This window comes from Kribbella swartbergensis, assembly GCF_054784135.1.
The window spans coordinates 44,386-64,884 of the sequence record NZ_BAAGPM010000014.1 but is presented as its reverse complement, the minus strand read 5'-3'; the positions used below and the strand labels follow the sequence as shown (position 1 = coordinate 64,884).

Sequence of the window (20,499 nt, the reverse complement as noted above, 5' to 3'; positions counted from 1 at the left end):
TTCAGCCTCCTCATCGCCGCCGCAGCACCAGGACGAGGTTCCACGTCACGACCTCACGCACCCCCGGCAGCGCGAGGACGCCGTACGCCCACCGCGGGTGGTACCTCGGTACGGCGGCCACGAGATCGGCTTCCGTGCAGGAGCGAGCCCATCGCAGGCCGTCGGCGACGGTGATCGGGAAGAGCGATTCACCGAACCGGTTCTTCGGCGGGTGCCCTCTCAAACGCTCGTACCGACGGGCCGCCCGGTGTCCGCCGAGGTAGTGCCAGGGCGCGGTCTCGTGGCCACCGTGCGGTCCCCACCAGCCGGTGTACGACAGGAAGACCGTGCCGCCCGGCTTGGTGACACGCACCAGCTCGTCAGCCATCAGCCATGGGTCCGGCACGTGCTCCAGCACGTTGGACGAGAAGCAGATGTCCACAGCCGCGTCCGCAACGGGCAGTGCCATGCCGCTGCCGAGCACTGTGCCCCGAGCCGGCTCACCACGACCACTCAGCTCACCAAGGTCGGAGTCGATCGCGAAGTACGACGCTCCGGCCTCCCGGAATGCGTCCGCGAAGTACCCGGGGCCACCACCGACGTCCAGCATCAGCGCGCCGCGCAGGTCGACGTACTGCTGCAACTGACCGACCGAGTCCGCGGCCAGCGTGCCGTAGAAGCGATCCGGGTCCGTCTGCTCGACCCCGAACGCCCGGAACAGCCGAACCGCACGACCGAGATCGGCGGTCCACGCCGGTCTCGATGTGGGGTTCGTCATCACTGGCACAGGCGGGACACTAACGGATCTTCTGACCTCTGGCGGACATCGTTACTCCTTGGTAACGTCCCCGCCCATTACCTCGGGGGAGGTTACCGGAGGGTGGGGCTCACAAGGTGCGTGCGCAGAGCGTGCTGTTGCTGAACTGGCGGGACACGACGAACCTTGAGGGTGGAGGCTCGGAGCGGTACGTCGAGGAGGTGGCGAGAGGTCTTGCCGTGTTGGGCTGGCGGGTGACCGTCCTGTGCGCGGCGTACCCGGGCAGTCCGCGGGAAGCGCGTCGATACGACGTGCGGTACCTGTACCGCGGCACCAAGGTCACGGTGTACCTCCGTGGCCTGCTCCACACCTGGCTGAGCCGTCCCGACCACGTGATCGACGTGCAGAACGGACTCCCGTTCTTTACCCGCCTCGTACGTCGTACCGGGGTAGTCGTACTCGTGCATCACGTGCACCAGGAGCAGTGGCAGGTCGTGTACCCGGGCTGGCGCGGCCGACTCGGCTGGTGGCTCGAATCACGCGTCGCACCACGCCTGTACGACGACTGCCACTACGTGACCGTGTCGTCGGCCTCACGCGACGAACTGCTGAGCCTCGGCGTCAAGAGCATCCAGGTGATCCACAACGGCACCGATCCGGCACCGCCACGGCAGCGGCCTCGGGCTTCGGCCCCAACCGTGGTGTGCGTCGGGCGGATCGTGCCGCACAAGCAGCTCGAGCACGCGGTCGACGCGATCGCGGACGCCCGCAAGGTGGTGCCGGACGCGCGACTGGTCGTGGTCGGCTCGGGCTGGTGGGAGGACTCGTTGCGGACGTACGTCGAGGAGCGCGGCCTCCAGGACGCTGTGGAGTTCCGCGGTCACGTCAGTGAGGACGACAAGCACGCGGCGTACGACGAGGCGTGGGTGCTGGCACTGCCCAGCCTCAAGGAGGGCTGGGGACTCGTCGTAGGTGAGGCCGCGGGTCACGGCGTACCGACTGTGGCCTACCGGAGTGCGGGTGGTCCGACAGAGTCGGTGCACGACGGAGTGTCGGGAGTGCTCGTCGACAACCCCAGCGACTTCACCGCTGCCGTCATCGAGCTCCTGCAAGACGTGGAACTACGGCAGCGGCTGTCCGACGGAGCAGCAGCCAGTGCGGGCAACTTCACCTGGAGCGCGGCCGCACTGACCTTCGACCGGCTGCTCTCTACTTCGTCCCGTAGCCCACGATCGGAACCTCTGCCTGTCCCTGAGTCTGGCCGGCCGGCGGCACCGGGTCTTCCTTCACCGACTGCACGACCCCGACAACTGTGGTCGTAGCCACCGCAAGGCCGGCCAAGACGGCGATGGCCGCACCGATCAGTGATCCCATGAAGCGTGTCCCCTCCTCGATAAGTGAACCGAAGAGTAACAACCGCTCACCGACTCCGCCAGAGCGTAGAGCGGCGGGCTGTGAGGGCCGCCAGGGCCGCGAGCAGCGTTGCTCCGGCGACGGCCCAAGCGGCCAGTACGGCGGCCGTTCGCCAGGGCTGACTCCGTTGCTCTGCGGGCGTTCCGGCAAGCCGGTACACACTCACCGTCGGGCCGGCGTACGCCTCGGTCAGTCCGGCGATCGAGTCTCCCGGTGGCGGCCCACCGGCCTCGCGGTCGACGACGAGCCAGCCGACGCCTTGCTGTCGCAAGGCCGGTGTCGGGTCGGCTCCGGTGCGGAGCGCCGTACGGACCGCCGTTGCCACCGCGGCGGCGCGCGGGTCTTCTCCGGCCAGGCGATGGCCGCCCACGATCAGCTCGTCGGGTACGACAGCCGGCTGGTCGAAGTACCGCGGCATGGGATCCAGCACCGGCCGGCGACCGTTCCAGACCGGCGCCCGGTAGGACTCGAACGGCCACGGGATGAACGGCCCTGCGAGCACCTGCTGCGCACGCTCCCAGTCCTCCGGATAGTGCGACACCTTGAGCCCGGCGCCACCGGCGAGTGCGGGCAGTGCCGCGATCGGCAGCAGTACGGCGGTCACGCCGACGACTCGATGGAGAGGCACGTGCTGCAGCAACGCGTGGACCGCTACACCGAAGCCAACAGACTCGAGCAGCACCAAGGGAGACAGGTAGCGCTGGCCATCTCGGAACAGACCAGCACCCGGCACGTTCGCCATGACATCTGCGAATGCCCCCGGTGCTACAACACCGGCCAGGCCTATGAGTACGGCGACGATCGCCGCAACGACCAGTCCGCCGGCCACTCGGTCCTGCCGCCACCAGAGCACGACACCGGCGACCGACAACAGCAGCATCAGGAACGCGAAGATCACCGGCAGCAGGTCGCCTCTGTTGCCAGGGACAACGGCCGCGTTCCAGACACCGCCCAACGTGAGCAAAGTGGGCAGCACTCCCCCATAGCCCTCGTCTCGAGCGGCGAAGGCTGTCACGGAAGCGGGGTCGACGGTCGCGTTCCCGCCGTGCACAAGGCCTGCCACGAACCACGGCGCGTTCAGCAGAGCGGCAGCACCGAGCGGCCATACACGTCGTCTTCCGGGCCACAGCAGGATCAGACCGGCCACAAGCAGTCCGACGACCCCACCCGAGGCGGTCAACGCACAGCCGGCGGACGCCAGCAGAAATCCGGGCCAGCCCCTGCCTTGACGCAGTCTCAGTGCGGACCGCACCAGCCACGGCAGAGCGGCGTACCCGAGCAGCAGCGCCCACGCGCCCAGCCGGAGGCGCTCGGCGACGAACGGATTCCACAGGTAGAGGGTCGCGGCCGCGGCACCGGGCAGTGCGGTGCCGAGCCGCAACTCCCGCCACAGCGCAGTCATGCCGAGTCCGGACAGTAACGGGATGGCCACAAGAACGACCTTGTTCAGCACCTGGCCGCCGACGACGTCATCCAGGACCGCGACGATCACGTCCGACGGGACGGCGCGGGGCATGGCAGTTGTGACACCGAACAGGTCAAGCCGTAGCGTGAGGTCCGGCACGAACACCATGTCGTAGCCGACCACATGGCCCGGAGCGAGCAGCGGAGCAATGATCAACAGGGTGAGCAGCACAGGCCACAGCCAGGCCAGGACGCGCGCGGCACGTTCTGACATGACCACCTCCCCCTCCTGCTGCTCCGCCACGAGGCAGTAGAGCATGAGCGCAGAAACCACACCTGAGCAAGAGCCCAAGGCACCGCGGCTGGCCTTCCTCCGCAGTGCGACCGTTGTCGCCGTCGGCATGGCCATCATGAACGTGGCCGCCTACGGTTTCACCCTCATTGCAGTCCACCGGCTCGTGCCGGAGCAATTCGGCGCCATCACAGCCTTGCTGGGCCTGCTCCTGATCGGCAACGTCGCATCACTCGGCCTGCAGGCGACAGGCGCCCGGCAACTCGCCACCCACACCGGAGACGGCGCTGCGGCCCTCGCCGACGCGATGCTCAAAGCAGGCCGTCGTGCCGCGCTCGGACTCACGCTTGTCTGCCTCCTGGCCACTCCACTCTTCGTCTGGCTGCTGCACATCGACTCCCTGCCGGCGATCCTGCTCCTGGCTCCCACCCTGGGCGGTCTGACGCTGATGGGCTCGCAACTCGGCGTCCTGCAAGGCAGCCAGCGCTGGACCGAGCTGGCAGCCATCTACACCTCAGTGGGTGTCGGAAGGGTCGTGTTGGGTGGCGGTGCTCTCCTCATCCACCCGTCCATCGACGCCGCCATGCTCGGCCTCGCACTCGGTGCCGCCGTACCCGCTCTGCTCGGTGGTCTTCTGCTGCGTGGATCCACCGGAGGTACGTCGCAACAGGTCAAGGACGTACTGCGGGAAACGGTGCACGGCACGCATACGCTGCTCGCGTTCTTCGCGATCGCGAACGCGGACGTGCTGTTCGCCCGCGCCCTGCTTGACGGCCGGCACAGCGGGTACTACGCGGCCGGTGTCATCGTCGCGAAGGCGTGCCTGTTCCTGCCGCAGTTCGTGATCGTGATCGTGTTCCCGTCCCTGGCCAGCTCTCCCGGCGACACCCTTCGGCTGCGACGGGCGATCCAGGCCGTTGCGGGACTCGGCGTGTGCACGGTCCTCGGCGCCCTGATCCTGCCGGACCTGGTCCTGACGGTGATCGGCGGCAAGGACGATTACGCGCCACTCGGTCCGTACACCTGGCTGTTCGCGATCGCCGGCTCGGCGTACGCCGTACTGCAACTCGTCGTCTATGCCGCGATCGCGCAGCAGGAGAGGCGCGCGGCGCTGCTGATCTGGATCGGGCTCGTCGCGCTCGCGATCGGCGCCGGCATCGTGCTCGGCGCCGACATCGCCACCGGCATGTCCGGCGTGCAGGCCCTGGTCGCCATGACCAGCGTCTGCGCCCTCCTCCTGTCGGCCGGCCTGGCGGCAGGTCTGCACCGCCAGGCCGCCGACGACAGCTGACTCGCCGACGACGGGCCGCTCACCAGAGGCTGGACTTGGCGAATCGGCGGGCGAAGCTGTTGGCCAGGACCAGGAGGACCAAACCGATCACCGATCTGAACAGGCCGATCGCGGTCGCGTAGCTGAACTGCGGCACCGCCGAGGCCAGACCGATCTTGTACACGTAGGTGTCGATCACTTCGGCGGTGTCGAGATTCAGGTTGTTCTGCATCAGCAGGACCTTCTCGAACCCGACCGACAGGATCGAGCCGATGTTCAGGATCAGCAGGATCACCGCCACCGGCACGATCGCCGGCAGGTCGATGTGCCACATCCGCCGCAACCGCGACGCACCGTCCACGATCGCCGCCTCGTGCAACTCCGGCGGCACGCTGGTCAGCGCGGCCAGGTAGATGATCGCCGCGAAGCCCATCGTCTGCCAGGCCCCCGACCACACGTAGATGTGCCGGAACATCCCCGGGTCGCCCATCATGTCGACCGGCCCGAAGCCGAACAGGCCGATCAGCTTGTTCGCCACCCCGGTGTTCGGGTTCGTGAGCACGACGACCAGGCCGACCACCACCACCGTGGAGATGAAGTGCGGGGCGTACGTGATCAGCTGGGCCGACCGGCTGAACCACTTCCTCCGGACCGTGTTCAGGCAGAGCGCCAGGATGATCGGCAGCGGGAACGTCGCGACCAGCTCGTACACGTGCAGGTAGACCGTGTTCCGGATCAGCTTCCAGAACTGGTACGACTCGATGAACCGGTCGAAGTACTTGAACCCGGCCCACGGGCTGCCCCAGATCCCGGACACCACGTTGTAGTCCTTGAACGCGATGATCACGCCGTACATCGGCCAGTAGGCGAAGATCGCCAGCCAGATCAGCGGCAGCGCCAGCATCGCGTACAGCTGCCAGTTCCGGCGCATCCGGATGCCCAGCCGGACCGAGGGTTTGGGCGGTTTGATCCGGCCGCGACCGCGGCCGCGAACCACCTGGCGCCTGGTCGGTGGCTTGGCGGCCGGGCGGGCGCCGGCGCGGGTTTCCGTCGATGCAGTCATCTCGTCACCCCTTCAGCGAGCCGATCATGGCCCCCTTGACGAAGTGCTTCTGCACGAAGGGGTAGACCAGCAACGGCGGAATCATGCCGATCACGATCAGCGAGTACTTCAGCTGCTGCTGCAGCTCCTTCAGCTGGGCCAGCTTGCTCGTGTCGGGCATCTGGGACGGGTCGACCTTGCTCTGGATCAGGATCTGCCGCAGCACCACCTGCAACGGGAACAGGTGCTCGTTGGTCAGGTAGATCAACGCGTTGAAGAACGAGTTCCACTGCGCGACCGCGTAGAACAGCAGGTTCACCGCGATGATCGGTTTGCTCAGCGGCAGCACGATCCGCCAGAAGAAGCCGAAGTCGCTGCAGCCGTCGACCTTGCCGGCCTCGACCAGCTCCTCCGGGATCGTGACCATGAAGTACGTCCGGGTGATGATCACGTTCCAGACCGCCAGCGCGGTCGGCAGGATCATCGCCCACCGGGTGTTCAGCAACCCCAGCTGATCCACCACCAGGTACGTCGGGATCAGGCCGCCGCTGAACATCATCGTGAACACGAACGCGGCCATGATGAGCCCCTTGCCCGGCAACCCCTTCCGGGACAGCGGGTACGCCGCCAGCAGCGTCAGGACCGTGGCGACGACGGCACCGACCACCGCGTAGTACACGGAGTTGCCGAAGCTGCTGACGATCGCGTCGTAGTCGAAGATCGCCCTGTACGCGTCCAGGGTGAAGCCGATCGGCCACAACCACACCTCGCCGGACGACACCTTCGAGGTGTCACTGACGGAGGCGCTGACGACGTAGATCAGTGGATAGAGGACGGCGAGGCAGAACAGGCCGAGGGCGGTGGAGATACAGGCCAGCGCGATCTTGTCGCCTCGGGTGTCCTGGATCGGCGCTCCGGCCGCCAGTCGTTTCTCGTCCGGCGGGAGCGTACCCGCGGCGCTCATCCGTTGTACGTCTCGTAGGCGGCCTGCTGCAGTTCCAGATACGGCTTCACGCCGATCTTCTCGACCCGTTCCTTGTAGTCGTTCCAGGCCGCGTCGTCGTTCGGGTCCAGCTGCCCGGTGACGAACTTCGAGAACGACAGGTTCACCTCGCTCTTCAAGTTCGTCTTCAGCTCCGCCTCCTGCGCCGCCTGGTCCTGGTCCAGCGTGACCGGCGGGAACTGCATCTCCTGCGGCTGCTTGTAGGGGAAGTAGTTCTCCAGCGTCTGCTGGTACAGCGGCTGCTCGAAGGTCAGGTCCTTCGGGTTGACCCGCTCGGCCAGCCGGAAGTCCTGCGACCGGTACATCGTGTTGTCCTGGTCCCAGGTGAGGTTCTTCTCGGTGTTCCAGGTCGCCGAGAAACCGTAGATCGCCTGCTTGCCGTTGATCCCGACCTCACCCTTCTTGGCCCACTCGAACTTCGGGCCGCCGTACCCGCGCAGGATCGCCTCCAGCTCCATCTGCGCATCGGCCCACTGGACCAGGAGCTCGGGCCGCTGGCATTTCTTGGTGATCACCAGCTTGGCCACCTCTACCCCCACGCCGAGGTAGTTCCAGGCGGCGTACTGGACTCCGTTCGGCCCCTTCAGCGGCGGGATCGCGAGGTACTTGCGCCAGCGGGCGTTCGGGTCCTTCTGGTCGATGTCGAGGAAGCCGCCCCAGTAATAGGAGCGGGCGCCGCCGATGATCGGTTTGCCGGGCGCGTTGCCGTAGCGGAGCATCTGGTCCTGGTCGGCGGTGAACACGTCCTTGTTGATCAGTCCCTCGGCGTACATGCCGTGGATGAACTTCAGGCCATCCCGCCACTCGTCCTTGGTGAAGGTGACGTCGACCTTGCCGTCGTCGACGAACAACCACGGGTCGCCCGGGTTGTAGAGGAAGGAGTTCATGAAAAACGTGTCGAACGGCGCGTCCTTGTACCCGGCGAACGGGATGGTCCGGCCGTTGCCGCCCAGATCGGCCTTCTTGAACGCCCGCAGCACCTCGACGAACTCGTCGGTGGTCTTCGGGATGTCCAGGCCGACCTGCTCGATCCAGTCCGTGTTGAGAAACGTGCGGCCGTTGCTGGCCCGGCAGTGGTAGCAGTCGTTGATGTTCGGGAACGAGTAGATCTTCTTGTCCGGCGCCTGCACCAGCTTGCGCGCGTCCGGGTAGTCCTTCATCGCCTGCTGCAGGTTCAGCGCGTACCCGTCGATGTACTGGCCGACGTCGGTGAACAGGCCCTGCTGGCCGTACAGGAACAGCTGCGAGCGGGTGAACGCGACGCCCATGAACGCGTCCGGGATGTCGCCGGCGGCGATCATCGCGTTCACCTTGGTCATGATGTCGTCGTCGGTGCCGCCGACCTGGTTCCACTCGATGTGGATGTTGGTCTTCGACTCCAGCCACTTGGTGAAGGCGTTGGTCTTCCAGTCGCCGATCGTCACGTTCTGCGGGACCACGATCTTGAAGGTGACCTTCTCGTTCGTGATCGGCTTCAGCTCCCGGGCCACCGGGCCGACGTACCCCTCCGGGTACTGCACCCCGGCCAGCTTCGGGCCGAGCGTGACACTGGGTGCGGCCTGACCCGTGCCTCCCCCGCCTGCGCCGCTCGCGGTACTGGAGCCGCTGCAGCCGCTCAGCAGACCTCCCCCGGCTGTTGCGGCGGTCAGTCCGAGCGCCCCCGCGATGAGTGATCGACGGCTGACTCCCGTCGGCCGGGCAGCATTGTTCGGCATGAGTTCCTCCAAGGCGGTATAGGACGGAACGAGACGAAATATCCGATAGGATCTCGGATCTTTCGCCGGAGAATGGCACAGATCCGATGACTTCGGAAGGGGTCGGCGGTAACTTGGCGGGGTCAGTCCGTCACTGTCGGCATCTTGCAAGGGAAGCGTTTGCTGCTTGCTGGACCGGCGCTAAATTTCTTGCGGAAACTAAAGGACTTCCCTGTTTCTATAGGGTTCACACCATGGCGACGCCGAAATTCATCCTCGACCTGCGCGAGAAGATCGGACACGACCTGCTGTGGCTGACCGGCATCACCGGGGTGGTGCTGAACGACGCCGACCAGGTATTGCTGGTAAGGCGCGCGGACGACGGGCGATGGAGTCTGGTCGCCGGAATCCTCGAGCCCGGTGAGCAGCCGGCCGTCGCCCTGGTCCGCGAGATCGAGGAGGAGACCGCGGTCGTGGTCGAGGTCGAACGGCTGGTCAGCATGGAGGCGCTGCCGCCGTCCACCTATCCGAACGGCGACGAGGTGCAGTTCCTCGACCTCTGCTTCCGGTGCCGCCCGCTACACGGCGAACCCCGCGTCAACGACGACGAGTCCCTCGAGGTCGCCTGGTTCCCGCTCTCGGACCTCCCACCGCTGTCCACCCGCGAACAGGAGTCCATCACCAACGCCCTCTCCCCCGACCCCACTCCCCTCTTCACCCGCCCCTGACCGAAGGCGCGAACTGACCAGGCCCCCGACCGACAGGCCGGGGGCAGGTGGGGGGTACGGGTCAGTGGGCGGCTTCGTGCCAGGTGCGGCCTATGCCTACGGAGACGTCGAGGGGGACGGCCATCTCCACGGCGCGGCCCATGTCGCGGCGGACGAGTTCCTCGAGGGCCTCGCATTCGCCGGGAGCGATCTCGAAGACGAGTTCGTCGTGCACCTGGAGCAGCATCCGCGACTTCAGCCCGGACTCGCGCAGCGACCGGTCGACCTTCAGCATCGCCATCTTGATCACGTCCGCGGCCGACCCCTGGATCGGTGCGTTGAGCGCCATCCGCTCGGCCATCTCACGCCGCTGCCGGTTGTCGCTGGTCAGGTCCGGCAGGTAGCGCCGGCGCCCGAGGATCGTCTCGGTGTACCCGCTCTTGCCGGCGTCGATCACGATCGACCGCAGGTAGTCGCGGACCCCACCGAAGCGCTCGAAGTACTCGTCCATCAGCCCGCGGGCCTCGTCCACGCCGATCTTCAGCTGCTGGCTCAGCCCGTACGCCGACAGGCCGTACGCCAGGCCGTAGTTCATCGCCTTGATCTTCGCCCGCTGCTCCTGCGTCACCGCCGACGGCTCGACCGAGAACACCCGGGACGCGGTCACCGAGTGGAAGTCCATCCCGGAGTTGAACGCCGAGATCAGCCCCTCGTCACCGGAGACGTGCGCCATGATCCGCATCTCGATCTGGCTGTAGTCGGCCGACATCAGCGACTCGTTGCCCTCGCCGACGACGAACGCCTGCCGGATCCGGCGGCCCTCCTCGGTCCGGATCGGGATGTTCTGCAGGTTCGGGTCGGTCGAGCTGAGCCGGCCGGTCGCCGCGATGGTCTGGTTGAACGTGGTGTGGATCCGGCCGTCCTTCGGGCTGATCGTCTTCAACAGCCCCTCGACGGTCTGGCGCAGCCGGCTCGCGTCCCGGTGCGCCAGCAGGTACGCCAGGAACGGGTGCTCGGTCTTCTCGAACAGCGCCTGCAACGAGTCCGCGTCGGTGGTGTAGCCGGTCTTGGTCCGCTTCGTCTTCGGCATCTGCAGCTCGTCGAACAGCACCACCTGCAACTGCTTCGGCGACCCGAGGTTGATCTCCTTGCCGATCACCTCGCACGCCGCCGTGGCGGCGTCCCGCACACCGGTGGCGAACCGCTCCTCGAGCTCCTCCAGGTACGGCCGGTCGACGGCGATACCGTCCCGCTCCATGCCGGCGATGACGTCGATCAGCGGCAGTTCCACGTCGGCCAGCAACGTGGTCCCGGCCTGCTTCTCCAGCTCCGCGTCCAGCGTGTCGGCGAGGTCGGCGATCGCACGGGCACGCAGCATGGTCGCGTCCGCGGCCGGACCGCCCTCGACGTCGTCGAAGCTCAGCTGCCCGTTGTCGGCCTCCTCGTTGCGCAGCTCGCGCTTGAGGTACCGCACGGTCAGGTCGGCCAGGTCGTACGACCGCTGGTCAGGGCGCACCAGGTACGCGCTCAGCTGGGTGTCCGAGCTCAACCCGGCCAGCGTCCAGCCGCGCTCGAGGAAGCCGAGCAGCGGGCCCTTCGCGTCGTGCAGCGCCTTCGGCTGCTTCGGGTCGGCGAGCCAGGCCTGCCAGGCCGCGTCGTCGTCCGGCGTCAGCGTGGTCGGGTCGAACCACGCCGCCGCGCCCGAGGCGTTCGCCAGCGCCAGGCCGGTGATCTCGCCGGTGCCGCGGCCCCAGCTGCCCTGCACCGCGACGCCCACCCGCTCGCCGCTGCTGACGTGCTCCTTGATCCAGGCCGCCACCTCACCCGGCTTCAGTTGTACGCCGTCCAGCTCGAAGCCGTGGTCGACGGTCGCGTCGACCTCCTCGTGCTCGGCGACCAGCCGCTCCCGCAGCACCCGGAACTCCAGGCTGTCGAACAGCGTGTGCACCTTCTCCCGGTCCCACGGCTGCCGGACCAGGTCGTCCACCGTGACGTCCAGGGTCAGGTCGCGGACCAGTTCGTTGATCTGCCGGTTCCGGATCACCGAAGCCAGGTGTTCGCGCAGCGACTCACCGGCCTTGCCCTTGATCTCGTTCACCCGGTCGACCACGTCGTTCAGCGAGCCGAACTGGTTCAGCCACTTGGCGGCCGTCTTCGGCCCGACCCCGGGCACACCGGGCAGGTTGTCGCTCGACTCCCCCACCAGCGCCGCGAGATCCGGGTAGAGCCGCGGCGTCACGCCGTACTTCTCCTCGACCGCGGCCGGGTCCATCCGGGCGATCTCGGACACGCCGCGCTTCGGGTACAGCACGGTGATGTCGTCGCTGACCAGCTGGAACGCGTCCCGGTCACCGCTGCTGATCAGCACCTCGAAGCCCTGCTCGGCCGCCTGGGTGGCGAGCGTGGCGATGATGTCGTCGGCCTCCCACCCGTCGATCTCGGTGGTCGGGATCCGGAGCGCCTCCAGCACCTCCTTGACCAGCGAGATCTGCCCGCTGAACTCGTCCGGCGACTTCGACCGGCCGGCCTTGTACTCCGCGTACTGCTCGGAGCGGAAGGTCTTGCGGGACACGTCGAACGCGACGCAGACATGGGTCGGCTGCTCGTCCCGGAGCATGTTGATCAGCATCGAGGTGAACCCGTACACCGCGTTGGTGTGCTGCCCGGTGGTGGTGGAGAAGTTCTCCACCGGCAGCGCGTAGAACGCCCGGTACGCCAGCGAGTGCCCGTCCAGCAGCAGGATCCGCGGCCGGCCGGCGCCCGGCTGCGGAGTGTCCTTGGTCATCGTCGAGGTGTTGGTTTCTGGAGCCACACACCGACTCTAGTGGTTCCCGCCGACACTTTTCCCTTCCCCGCCCCGCCGCCCCGGACAGGCCGTTCCGACCCGCCCGCGTAGTCTGCTTGCGTGACTGACCAGATGAATCTCGGACCGGGCATGGGCGTAGAGGGAACTCTCCTGCAGCTCATGGGAATTGTTGTCACGGAGGCGACCCCGGAGCGGGTCGTCGCGACCATGCCGGTCAAGGGCAACACCCAGCCGTACGGGCTGCTGCACGGCGGCGCGTCCTGCGTGCTCGCCGAGAGCCTCGGCTCGATCGGCTCCGCCCTGCACGCGGCGACGTGCGACAAGGTCGCGGTCGGCGTCGACATCAACGCCACCCACCACCGCGCGGTCCGCGACGGCGTGGTGACCGGCGTCGCCACACCGATCTACCTGGGCCGTACGACGACGTCGTACGAGGTGGTCGTCACCGACGAGCGCGACAAGCGGGTCTGCACCGCCCGGATCACGTGCCAGCTGATCCAGGCGCCGCCGGGTAGCTGACGTCGTCCGGGGTCGCGGTCGGCACCGCGCGGGCGGCTGACTGGGCACGGCGGGCGATCACGGACCGTCGCGACGACAGCAGGGCCAGCAGGTTCGGCGCGTGCTCGGCGGCCAGCCGGCGGCGGACGGTGTGGGTGGCGGCGAACCGCAGTACGCCGGCCTGCCCGAGCCCCAGCCGGGCGAGGAACCGGTTCGCCTCGCGGGCGACCGCGGGCGCGACCGCGGCCAGGTGAGTACAGCTCTCGTGCTCGGCCCAGGCGACCGCCTCCGCGATCAGCGCCTTGCCGAGACCGTGCCGGCGGGCGGTGTCGCTGACGTGCAGGTACTCCACCGTGACCGTGAAGTCGTCGTGCAGCGGGCTGACCGCCGTACGGCGTAGATAGGCCATCCCGTGGACCGCGCCGTCCAGCTCGCCGACCAGCAGCCGGCCGAACGGGTCGTCGAGGTGTTTGCTCACGGCAACCTCGACCGCGGCCACCGTCGGCGTCGCCGGCAACCGCGGCGGGTGACCGGAACCGGTGGACAGCTCACGCCACAACGCGACCAAGGCACCGGCGTCGCCCCGCTGGGCGTCCCTCACCCCGATGGCTGCTGCCACAGCGACCTCCTGGTCTGGTCCACCCCCGAGGTGAACGGGACGTGCGGATACGCTCGTCCTCGCGCAACAGTAGGCCCTTGGGGGTCACTTGCAAAGCTGCCCCCCGGGCTGATCGGAGACCAGGTTTGTTCATCGGAATCGGTACTGTCGTGAACGTCGCGACGGTTCTGCTCGGATCGACACTCGGCGTACTCATCGGCCATCGGCTCAGTCACCGCACCCGTGACCTCGTCACCGACGCTCTCGGCCTGGTCACGCTGCTGATCGCGATCACGTCGGCACTCACCGTCGGCGACCAGGTGCTCAGCGACGCGGTCGGCGACAGCGCTCCGGTGCTGATCGTGCTCGGCGCCATGCTGATCGGCGGGATCGCCGGATCGCTGCTGCGGATCGAGGAGCGGCTCGAGGGCTTCGGGGCCTGGATGCAGCGCCGGTTCGACCGTGGCGAAGGGCAGAGCACGTTCGTCGAGGGGTTCGTGACCGCGTCGATGGTGTTCTGCGTCGGGCCGCTGACGTTCCTGGGCGCACTGTCCGACGGACTCGGTCGCGGCGCCGACCAGTTGTTCCTCAAGTCCGTCCTGGACGGGTTCGCGTCGATCGCCTTCGCCGCGTCGTTCGGCTGGGGCGTGACCGCCTCCGCCCTCGTCGTTCTCGTCGTCCAGGGCCTGATGACCGCGGTCGGTGCGGTGCTCGGCGACGTACTCCCGGAGGCCCATGTGACCGCGCTGGGGGCGACCGGCGGCGTGATGCTGATCGGCGTCGCGCTGCGGCTGCTGAAGCTCAAGCAGATCTCGGTGGCCGACCTGCTGCCCGCCCTGATCGTCGCGCCGCTGCTGGTGCAACTCCTGGTCGTCGTCCGGACCTGACGAGAGCCCCGGTCCCGCCGAGGGGACCAGGGCTCTCGCGGCAACTCCTGCTGCTCAGTCCTCGCCGAGGTAGGCCTTGCGGACCTCGTCGTTGACGAGCAGGTCGTTTCCGGTGCCGGACAACACGATCTTGCCGACCTCGAGCACATACCCGTAGTCGGCCCGCTTCAGCGCCGCCTGGGCGTTCTGCTCCACCAGCAGGATCGTCGTACCCTGCTGCTGCAACTCGGTCACCGTCGACATGATCCGCTTCATCATGATCGGCGACAGACCCATCGACGGCTCGTCGAGCATCAGCAGCTTCGGCCGGCTCATCATCGCCCGGCCCATCGCCAGCATCTGCTGCTCACCACCGGAGAACGTCCCGGCCGGCTGCTTGCGCCGCTCCCCCAGGATCGGGAACAGGTCGTACGCCGCGTCCAGGTCGGCCCGGATCCCGGCCGCGTCCTTGCGGGCGAACGCGCCGAGCAGCAGGTTTTCCTCGACCGACAGCCGGGGGAAGATCCGCCGCCCTTCCGGCGAGTGCGCCAGCCCTCTGGCCACGATGTCGTGCGCGGCGACGTGGTGGATCGGCTCGCCCTGGAACAGGATCTCGCCCGACACCGGCCGGAGCAGACCCGAGATCGTCCGCAGCGTGGTGGTCTTGCCGGCGCCGTTGGTGCCGATCAGCGTCACCACCTGGCCCTGCTCCACGCTGAAGCTGATCTTCTTCACCGCGACGATCTTGCCGTAGGCAACTTCCAGGTCACGCACCTCGAGCATTGCCGTCATGGCAGCCTCTCCTCCCCGCGGGCGTCCTGCGGCCGCTGGTCGTCCGCCTCGTCCTCCTCGCCGGTGCCGATGTAGGCCTCGATCACTCGCGGATCGGACTGCACCTCCTCGGGCGTGCCCTCGATCAGCGCCTCGCCGCGGACCAGGCAGAGCACCCGGTCGCAGAGGTTGAAGATGAACCGCATGTCGTGCTCGATCACCACGACCGACAGACCGGAGTCCCGGATCTTGAAGATCAGGTCCATCGCCTGCCGGGTCTCCAGCGGGTTCATCCCGGCCGTCGGCTCGTCCAGCAGGATGAGCTTCGGGTCGGTGGCCAGTGCGCGGGCGATCTCGAGCCGCCGCTGGTCGCCGTACGGCATGTTCCTGGCCAGGTGCTCGGTCGACCGGCCGAGGCCGACGAACTCGAGCAACTCCTGGGCCCGGGCCCGGGTGGCCGCCTCCTCGTGCCGGTACTTCGGCCCGCGCAGGACCGAGGTGAGCGCGCCCGAACTGGTCCGGCTGTAGCGGCCGACCATGACGTTCTCCAGCGCGGTCATGTTCGCGAACAACCGGATGTTCTGGAACGTCCTGGCCATTCCGGCCCGGACGACCGCCCGCGGCTTCGGCGGCAACGGGGTGAGCGCGCCCAGCGGTTGCACCGGTACCGCCTCCGCCGACTCGCGCTGCTGGCGCTTCGGCGCCTTCGGCTTCCGCGGCGCGCCGGCGAACCGGACCGCGCCGCTGGTCGGCTTGTAGAGCCCCGTGAGGCAGTTGAAGAACGTTGTCTTACCGGCCCCGTTCGGGCCGATCAGACCGACGATCTCGCCCTCCCGCACGGTCAGGTCCACGTTGTTGACCGCCAGCAGACCACCGAACCGCATGGTCACCCCGGAGGCCTCCAGCACCGGCTGCCCGATCGGCCGGGTCGTCGTCGACGGCGTATCGGTGACGGTCATTTCGCCTCCTCGACGATCAGGCGTTCTTCCTCGACCGCGACGGCGAGGTCCTCGTCCTCTTCGTGGAACTCCAGCATCCGCCGCCGGTTCGCGACCAGGCCCTCCGGCCGGAACCGCATCATCAGCACCAGGGTCAGACCGAACAGCAGCAGCCGGTACTCCGAGAAGAACCGCAGCTTCTCCGGCAGCAGCTTCAGAATCGTTGCTCCGAGCAACACACCGGCGATGGTGCCCATACCGCCCAGCACGATCGCCGCGAGCAGGAACGCCGACTCGAGGAAGATGTACTGGTCGGGGCTGACGGCGACGTCCTGGTGCGCCTTGATGGTGCCGGCCAGACCGGCCAGGAACGCGCCGATCGCGAACGCCAGCAGCTTCAGGCCGAAGACGTTCACGCCCATCGCCTCGGCGGCCTTCTCGTCCTCCCGGATCGCGACCCAGCCGCGGCCGATCCGGCTGTCGTTGAGCCGGGCGAAGACCAGGATGACGAAGGCGATCAGGATCAGCAGCAGGAAGTAGTAGTTCGAGAAGCGGCCCAGCTCCAGCCCGGCGACCGTGTGCTCGTCACCGAAGTTGAAGTTGCCGATCTGCAGCTCCGGGATACCGGGGATGCCGTTCGGGCCGTTGGTCAGCAGCGGGCCGTTGATGCCGTCCAGGTTGAACATCGCCAGCCGGAAGATCTCACCGAAGCCCAGCGTCACGATGGCCAGATAGTCACCCGAGACCCGCAGGGTCGGTGACCCGATGATGAGACCGAACGTCGCCGCCACACAGGCGCCGATCAGCACCACGACCGGGAACGGCGGGTGCCAGTCGATCGTCGCGAACGCCGACTCCGACAGCATCGCGGCCACGTAGGCGCCGGACCCGAGGAAGGCGATGTAGCCGAGGTCCAGCAGGCCGGCCAGGCCGACCACGATGTTCAGCCCCATCGCGGTGGCCGCGAAGATCAGCACCTGGGTCGCGATCGACATGTTCGCGTCCGACCCCTTCTGGGTGAAGGGGAAGAAGAACGCGACCACGAAGGCCGCCAGTGTCAGCACGTGCTTGTGCCGCTGGCCGACGTGGCCGAACCAGCTGATCACGCCGGTCCGGAACAGTGCCAGGATCACGGTGGCGATGAAGAGCAGGCACAGGATGAACGACGCCGCGTCCGTCAGGCCCAGCGCGTACGCCGAGCCGAACAGGATCGCCGCCATCGTCACGGCGATGGCGAGGATCTCCGACCAGCCCGGCAGCCTCGCCTGGCTCAGGTCACGCAGCTGCCGCAACGGCAGCATCCGCGACGAGACCAGAAGCAGAGCGGCGCCGGCCAGCGAGATGTAGGCGCCCGGGTTGACGTTGATCAGACCGTCGGACTCGACCGTGATCGCGACGACGATCCCCACCATGTACAGCGTCAGGCCGAGACCCAGCGCCCGCAGGCCGAGGGTCGCGTCCAGCCAGGTGCCCAGCGTCGTCAGCGGCCCCCGCTCCGCGAGCAGCAGGACCAGTGCGAGCACAGCCCCGATGATCGCGAGGATCTGCAGGCCGCCCGGGTAGAAGTTGATCGACAGATTGTTCAGGATCGAGCGGTCGTAGCTCCAGGACAGGAAGGAGCCGGCGATCACCAGCGCCGCGCCGGCCACGCCGGCCGGCCACGCGATCGGTTTCGCCGGCGGCTGGACGACCGCCTCCGGAGTCTCCGGAGTCGTCTTCACGTGACTCATGCCCGGTCCACCACCCTCGCTCCGAGCAGGCCCTGCGGCCTGAAGACCAGTACCAGGATCAGGATGACGAACGCCCAGACGTCCTTCCAGGAACCGCCACCGAACTGACCCGGCACGTACTGCGTGGCCAACGCCTCGACCAGTCCGAGGACCAAGCCACCGACGACGGCGCCGTAGATGTTGCCGATACCACCGAGCACAGCCGCGGTGAACGCCTTCAGACCCGCCAGGAAGCCCATCCGGAACTCGATGTTGTTGTTCTGCAGGCCCTGCGAGACACCCGCGACGGCGGCCAGTACGGCGCCGAGCGCGAACGCGACCACGATGATCCGGTCGACGTTGATACCCATCAACCGGGCGGTGTCCGGGTCCTGCGAGACCGCCTGCATCCCGCGGCCGAGCCGGGTCCGGTTGATGAAGAACCACAGCAGTACGGCGCACACCGCCAGCGCCGCGACGGTGAAGATCGCGGACCGCTGGATCGTCACGCCGCTGACGTCCAGCGCGCTGCCGGTCACCAGTTCGATCTGCGGGAACGGGATGCGCTGCTTGGCGCTCGGCCACTCGATGCTGCTGATGATCGTCCTGAAGATCACCCAGCCCAGTTCCGCGGCCGCGACCGCGATGGCCGCGGCCTGGACGACCGCGACCGTGCCGGTCTCGGTGCGCGCCCTGCCCCGTACGGCGATGGACAGCAGCCAGCCGGCCGCCGCACCGACCGCGGCGCCGACGATGATGACGCCGGGCACCAGGACGACGGACAGATCCCGGTCGATCAGCCGGGCCACGACCCAGAGCGCGACCGCGCCGGTCGCGGCGCCGAGCAGCGGGGCGCGGTCGTACCACTTGGTCACCGGGTTGTCGAGCTCGGCCTTCGACAGCAGCGCGGCGACGAAGTACCCGAGCGCGATCGCCAGCATCGCGAACACCACGACGGTCCAGCCCGGCCGCTCGTAGAACAACCGGATGAACTCCTGCAGGAAGACGGAGATGCCGATCGCGGTGATCAGCGGTGCGAGTCGTGGCGCGTGCCGCAGGGGACGGTACGCGACACGTTCCATCAGCACCGCCGTGCCGACCGACGCGACGATGGCACCGACGATCATGATCGGCAGGATCCACACGCCGGTCTGACCGTCGAAGAACAACAAGTACGTGGTCAGTGCGCCGAACGCACCGATCATGAACACCTCGCCGTGGGCGAAGTTGATGAGCTGCACGATGCCGTAGACGACGGTGTACCCGACCGCGATCAGGGCGTACAGCGATCCCAGCGTCAGCCCGTTTACGAGCTGCTGGAAGAACTGGTCCACGTCGACCTCCCAACTGCCTCGGTTCCGACATGCCGCGGGGGCGGGAGGATCAGCTCCCACCCCCGAGGCATGAGGTCGACCTGCTTACTCGGACTTGAATTCCTTGGTCTCGACGGTGGACCACTTACCGCCGGAGACCTTGTACACGGTCAGCACCTTCGAGGTGGTGTCGCCGTACTGGTCGAACGCCACCTTGCCGGTCACGCCGTCGAAGGAGACCTTGCTCATCGCCTCCACGGTCTTCGGGCGGGCGGACTCGACGTCGGACGCGTCCTTCAGCGACTCCTTCAGCGCGTTGATGATCGCGTTGGCCGCGTCGTAGGAGTAACCGCCGTACGCCGCGTACGGGTCCTTGAACCCGGCCGCGTTGTAGTCCTCGACGAACTTCTTCGCCGACTCCAGCTGGTCGATCGGGGCGCCGACCGAGGTGGCCAGGTCGTTCTCACTCGTCTTGCCGGCCAGACTGATGAACTTCGGGTCGTAGATGCCGTCGCCACCCATCAGCGGGACGTTGAGGCCGGCGGCCTTCATCTGCTGCGACAGCGGACCGGCCTGCGGGTACTCACCGCCGTAGTACACGGCCTGCGGCGCGGACGGCTTGATCGCCGAGATCACGGCCTGGTAGTTGGAGTCGTCCGGGTTGATGGTCTGGGCCGCGACGACCTGACCGCCCAGCTTCTTGAACTCCTCGGTGAAGGTGCCGACCAGGCCCTGGCCGTACGCCTTCTTGTCGTGGATCGTCGCGACCTTGGTGATCTTCGCCGTCTCGTACAGGTAGCGAGCCGCGAAGGGACCCTGGACCGCGTCGGTCGTGCAGGTGCGGAAGTAGTGGGGGTACGGCCGCTTCGGGTCCGTCTGCCAGTTGGCGCCCTGGGTCAGGCCCGGCCCGGTGTTGGCCGGCGAGACCTGGACGATGTTCTTCGGAGCGAGGACGGGCTGGACCTGCTGGCTGACGCTGGTGTTCAGCGTGCCCACCACGCCGATCACGTCGGCGTCACCGGCGAGCGCGGTGGCCGCGTTCTTGCCCGGCTCCGGCTTGCCCTCGTCGTCCTTCGGCACGACCTCGAGCTTCCAGCCCGGGATCGCGTTGGATTCGTTCGCCTGCTTCACGGCCAGCTCGACCGAGTGCTGGATACCCAGACCCAGCGCCGACAGGTCTCCCGACAGAGGCGCGATCACGCCGATCTTGGCGGTCTTCGTCGCTTCTCCGGAGCCCCCGCCAGAGTCGTCGCCACTGCGTGAACCGCAGGCAGTCAGGGCCAACGACGCAACGATCAGCGACGCGCCGACCCGTACTACGGAACGCTGCTGCACTGTTCCTCCCATGTCTGGATAGTCCGGCAGATCCCCGGACTCCCGCGAATGCCGCGAGCACCCGCAGGTTAGACCTCTGGCGGCTTCCGCGGCGACGTCACCGA

At 67.7% G+C, this 20,499-nt stretch carries 17 protein-coding genes and 1 pseudogene; 5 read left to right on the top strand and 13 right to left on the bottom strand.

Annotated elements, in window-relative coordinates; all coding sequences use genetic code 11:
- Nucleotides 1-10: 10 nt before the first annotated feature.
- A complete protein-coding gene (locus ACYVOK_RS07145; protein WP_460662179.1) occupies nt 11-757 on the bottom strand; it encodes a class I SAM-dependent methyltransferase in 747 nt (248 codons plus the stop codon).
- 116 nt (nt 758-873) lie between these two features.
- Between ACYVOK_RS07145 and ACYVOK_RS07140 the strand changes: the two genes are divergently transcribed.
- Nucleotides 874-2,058, top strand: a complete 1,185-nt coding sequence (locus ACYVOK_RS07140) for a glycosyltransferase family 4 protein (protein WP_460661463.1) — start codon at nt 874-876, stop codon at nt 2,056-2,058.
- Here ACYVOK_RS07140 and ACYVOK_RS07135 read toward each other — a convergent pair.
- A pseudogene (locus ACYVOK_RS07135) lies at nt 2,012-2,110 on the bottom strand (DUF2613 family protein); the annotation flags it as partial. The gene ACYVOK_RS07140 and the pseudogene ACYVOK_RS07135 sit on opposite strands and share 47 nt — an antisense overlap.
- A gap of 46 nt (nt 2,111-2,156) precedes the next feature.
- Nucleotides 2,157-3,827 carry a hypothetical protein gene (locus ACYVOK_RS07130; protein ID WP_460661462.1) on the bottom strand — a complete coding sequence of 557 codons (1,671 nt, stop codon included), beginning with the start codon at nt 3,825-3,827 and terminating at the stop codon, nt 2,157-2,159.
- A 43-nt stretch (nt 3,828-3,870) separates the two neighbouring features.
- Here ACYVOK_RS07130 and ACYVOK_RS07125 point away from each other — a divergent pair, with 43 nt between their 5' ends.
- On the top strand, nt 3,871-5,136 hold the full coding sequence (locus ACYVOK_RS07125; RefSeq protein ID WP_460661461.1) for a lipopolysaccharide biosynthesis protein: 1,266 nt from the start codon (nt 3,871-3,873) through the stop codon (nt 5,134-5,136).
- 19 nt (nt 5,137-5,155) lie between these two features.
- Here the strand turns inward: ACYVOK_RS07125 and ACYVOK_RS07120 are convergent, their stop codons facing one another.
- The 3 genes from ACYVOK_RS07120 to ACYVOK_RS07110 are packed head-to-tail and all read right to left on the bottom strand — an operon-like array spanning nt 5,156 to nt 8,875.
- Entirely contained in the window at nt 5,156-6,178 is a 1,023-nt protein-coding gene (locus tag ACYVOK_RS07120) for an ABC transporter permease (protein ID WP_460661460.1), read from the bottom strand.
- Between the two features lie 4 nt (nt 6,179-6,182).
- A complete protein-coding gene (locus ACYVOK_RS07115; protein ID WP_460661459.1) occupies nt 6,183-7,121 on the bottom strand; it encodes a carbohydrate ABC transporter permease in 939 nt (312 codons plus the stop codon).
- A complete protein-coding gene (locus ACYVOK_RS07110; RefSeq protein ID WP_460661458.1) occupies nt 7,118-8,875 on the bottom strand; it encodes an extracellular solute-binding protein in 1,758 nt (585 codons plus the stop codon). The genes ACYVOK_RS07115 and ACYVOK_RS07110 overlap by 4 nt, the downstream gene beginning before the upstream one ends.
- Before the next feature lie 233 nt (nt 8,876-9,108).
- Between ACYVOK_RS07110 and ACYVOK_RS07105 the strand changes: the two genes are divergently transcribed.
- Nucleotides 9,109-9,582, top strand: coding sequence for an NUDIX hydrolase (locus ACYVOK_RS07105; protein ID WP_460661457.1), 474 nt, complete (start codon nt 9,109-9,111; stop codon nt 9,580-9,582).
- A 61-nt stretch (nt 9,583-9,643) separates the two neighbouring features.
- Here the strand turns inward: ACYVOK_RS07105 and polA are convergent, their stop codons facing one another.
- Nucleotides 9,644-12,346, bottom strand: a complete 2,703-nt coding sequence (gene polA / locus ACYVOK_RS07100; RefSeq protein WP_460662178.1) for a DNA polymerase I — start codon at nt 12,344-12,346, stop codon at nt 9,644-9,646.
- Between the two features lie 132 nt (nt 12,347-12,478).
- Here polA and ACYVOK_RS07095 point away from each other — a divergent pair, with 132 nt between their 5' ends.
- Nucleotides 12,479-12,886, top strand: coding sequence for a hotdog fold thioesterase (locus tag ACYVOK_RS07095; protein WP_460662177.1), 408 nt, complete (start codon nt 12,479-12,481; stop codon nt 12,884-12,886).
- On the opposite strand, the gene ACYVOK_RS07090 is transcribed toward ACYVOK_RS07095, so the two are convergent.
- Nucleotides 12,849-13,484, bottom strand: coding sequence for a GNAT family N-acetyltransferase (locus ACYVOK_RS07090; RefSeq protein ID WP_460661456.1), 636 nt, complete (start codon nt 13,482-13,484; stop codon nt 12,849-12,851). The genes ACYVOK_RS07095 and ACYVOK_RS07090 overlap by 38 nt on opposite strands.
- Before the next feature lie 149 nt (nt 13,485-13,633).
- Between ACYVOK_RS07090 and ACYVOK_RS07085 the strand changes: the two genes are divergently transcribed.
- Entirely contained in the window at nt 13,634-14,350 is a 717-nt protein-coding gene (locus ACYVOK_RS07085) for a DUF554 domain-containing protein (RefSeq protein WP_460661455.1), read from the top strand.
- A gap of 54 nt (nt 14,351-14,404) precedes the next feature.
- Here the strand turns inward: ACYVOK_RS07085 and ACYVOK_RS07080 are convergent, their stop codons facing one another.
- The 5 genes from ACYVOK_RS07080 to ACYVOK_RS07060 all read right to left on the bottom strand — a co-directional run bounded on the left by ACYVOK_RS07080 (nt 14,405) and on the right by ACYVOK_RS07060 (nt 20,407).
- Nucleotides 14,405-15,121: an ABC transporter ATP-binding protein gene (locus tag ACYVOK_RS07080; protein ID WP_460661454.1), complete on the bottom strand. Its 717-nt coding sequence runs from the start codon at nt 15,119-15,121 to the stop codon at nt 14,405-14,407.
- Entirely contained in the window at nt 15,118-16,059 is a 942-nt protein-coding gene (locus ACYVOK_RS07075) for an ABC transporter ATP-binding protein (protein ID WP_460661453.1), read from the bottom strand. The genes ACYVOK_RS07080 and ACYVOK_RS07075 overlap by 4 nt, the downstream gene beginning before the upstream one ends.
- Nucleotides 16,056-17,768 carry a branched-chain amino acid ABC transporter permease gene (locus ACYVOK_RS07070; protein WP_460661452.1) on the bottom strand — a complete coding sequence of 571 codons (1,713 nt, stop codon included), beginning with the start codon at nt 17,766-17,768 and terminating at the stop codon, nt 16,056-16,058. Before ACYVOK_RS07070 ends, ACYVOK_RS07075 begins: the two co-directional genes overlap by 4 nt.
- Complete coding sequence (locus ACYVOK_RS07065; protein ID WP_460661451.1) at nt 17,765-19,081, bottom strand: branched-chain amino acid ABC transporter permease; 1,317 nt, start codon at nt 19,079-19,081, stop codon at nt 17,765-17,767. Before ACYVOK_RS07065 ends, ACYVOK_RS07070 begins: the two co-directional genes overlap by 4 nt.
- 84 nt (nt 19,082-19,165) lie before the next feature.
- The gene (locus tag ACYVOK_RS07060) at nt 19,166-20,407 is read right to left on the bottom strand and encodes a branched-chain amino acid ABC transporter substrate-binding protein (RefSeq protein ID WP_460661450.1); all 1,242 of its coding nucleotides are present in this window, start codon (nt 20,405-20,407) and stop codon (nt 19,166-19,168) included.
- Nucleotides 20,408-20,499: the final 92 nt, after the last annotated feature.

What these genes read in the sequence shown, in the direction of transcription:
- ACYVOK_RS07145 (WP_460662179.1), bottom strand. Translation starts at nt 757, where the DNA reads ATGACGAACCCCACATCGAGACCGGCGTGGACCGCCGATCTCGGTCGT.
- ACYVOK_RS07130 (WP_460661462.1), bottom strand. Translation starts at nt 3,827, where the DNA reads ATGTCAGAACGTGCCGCGCGCGTCCTGGCCTGGCTGTGGCCTGTGCTG.
- ACYVOK_RS07125 (WP_460661461.1), top strand. Translation starts at nt 3,871, where the DNA reads ATGAGCGCAGAAACCACACCTGAGCAAGAGCCCAAGGCACCGCGGCTG.
- ACYVOK_RS07120 (WP_460661460.1), bottom strand. Translation starts at nt 6,178, where the DNA reads ATGACTGCATCGACGGAAACCCGCGCCGGCGCCCGCCCGGCCGCCAAG.
- ACYVOK_RS07115 (WP_460661459.1), bottom strand. Translation starts at nt 7,121, where the DNA reads ATGAGCGCCGCGGGTACGCTCCCGCCGGACGAGAAACGACTGGCGGCC.
- ACYVOK_RS07110 (WP_460661458.1), bottom strand. Translation starts at nt 8,875, where the DNA reads ATGCCGAACAATGCTGCCCGGCCGACGGGAGTCAGCCGTCGATCACTC.
- ACYVOK_RS07105 (WP_460661457.1), top strand. Translation starts at nt 9,109, where the DNA reads ATGGCGACGCCGAAATTCATCCTCGACCTGCGCGAGAAGATCGGACAC.
- polA (WP_460662178.1), bottom strand. Translation starts at nt 12,346, where the DNA reads ATGACCAAGGACACTCCGCAGCCGGGCGCCGGCCGGCCGCGGATCCTG.
- ACYVOK_RS07095 (WP_460662177.1), top strand. Translation starts at nt 12,479, where the DNA reads ATGAATCTCGGACCGGGCATGGGCGTAGAGGGAACTCTCCTGCAGCTC.
- ACYVOK_RS07080 (WP_460661454.1), bottom strand. Translation starts at nt 15,121, where the DNA reads ATGACGGCAATGCTCGAGGTGCGTGACCTGGAAGTTGCCTACGGCAAG.
- ACYVOK_RS07075 (WP_460661453.1), bottom strand. Translation starts at nt 16,059, where the DNA reads ATGACCGTCACCGATACGCCGTCGACGACGACCCGGCCGATCGGGCAG.
- ACYVOK_RS07070 (WP_460661452.1), bottom strand. Translation starts at nt 17,768, where the DNA reads ATGAGTCACGTGAAGACGACTCCGGAGACTCCGGAGGCGGTCGTCCAG.
- ACYVOK_RS07060 (WP_460661450.1), bottom strand. Translation starts at nt 20,407, where the DNA reads ATGGGAGGAACAGTGCAGCAGCGTTCCGTAGTACGGGTCGGCGCGTCG.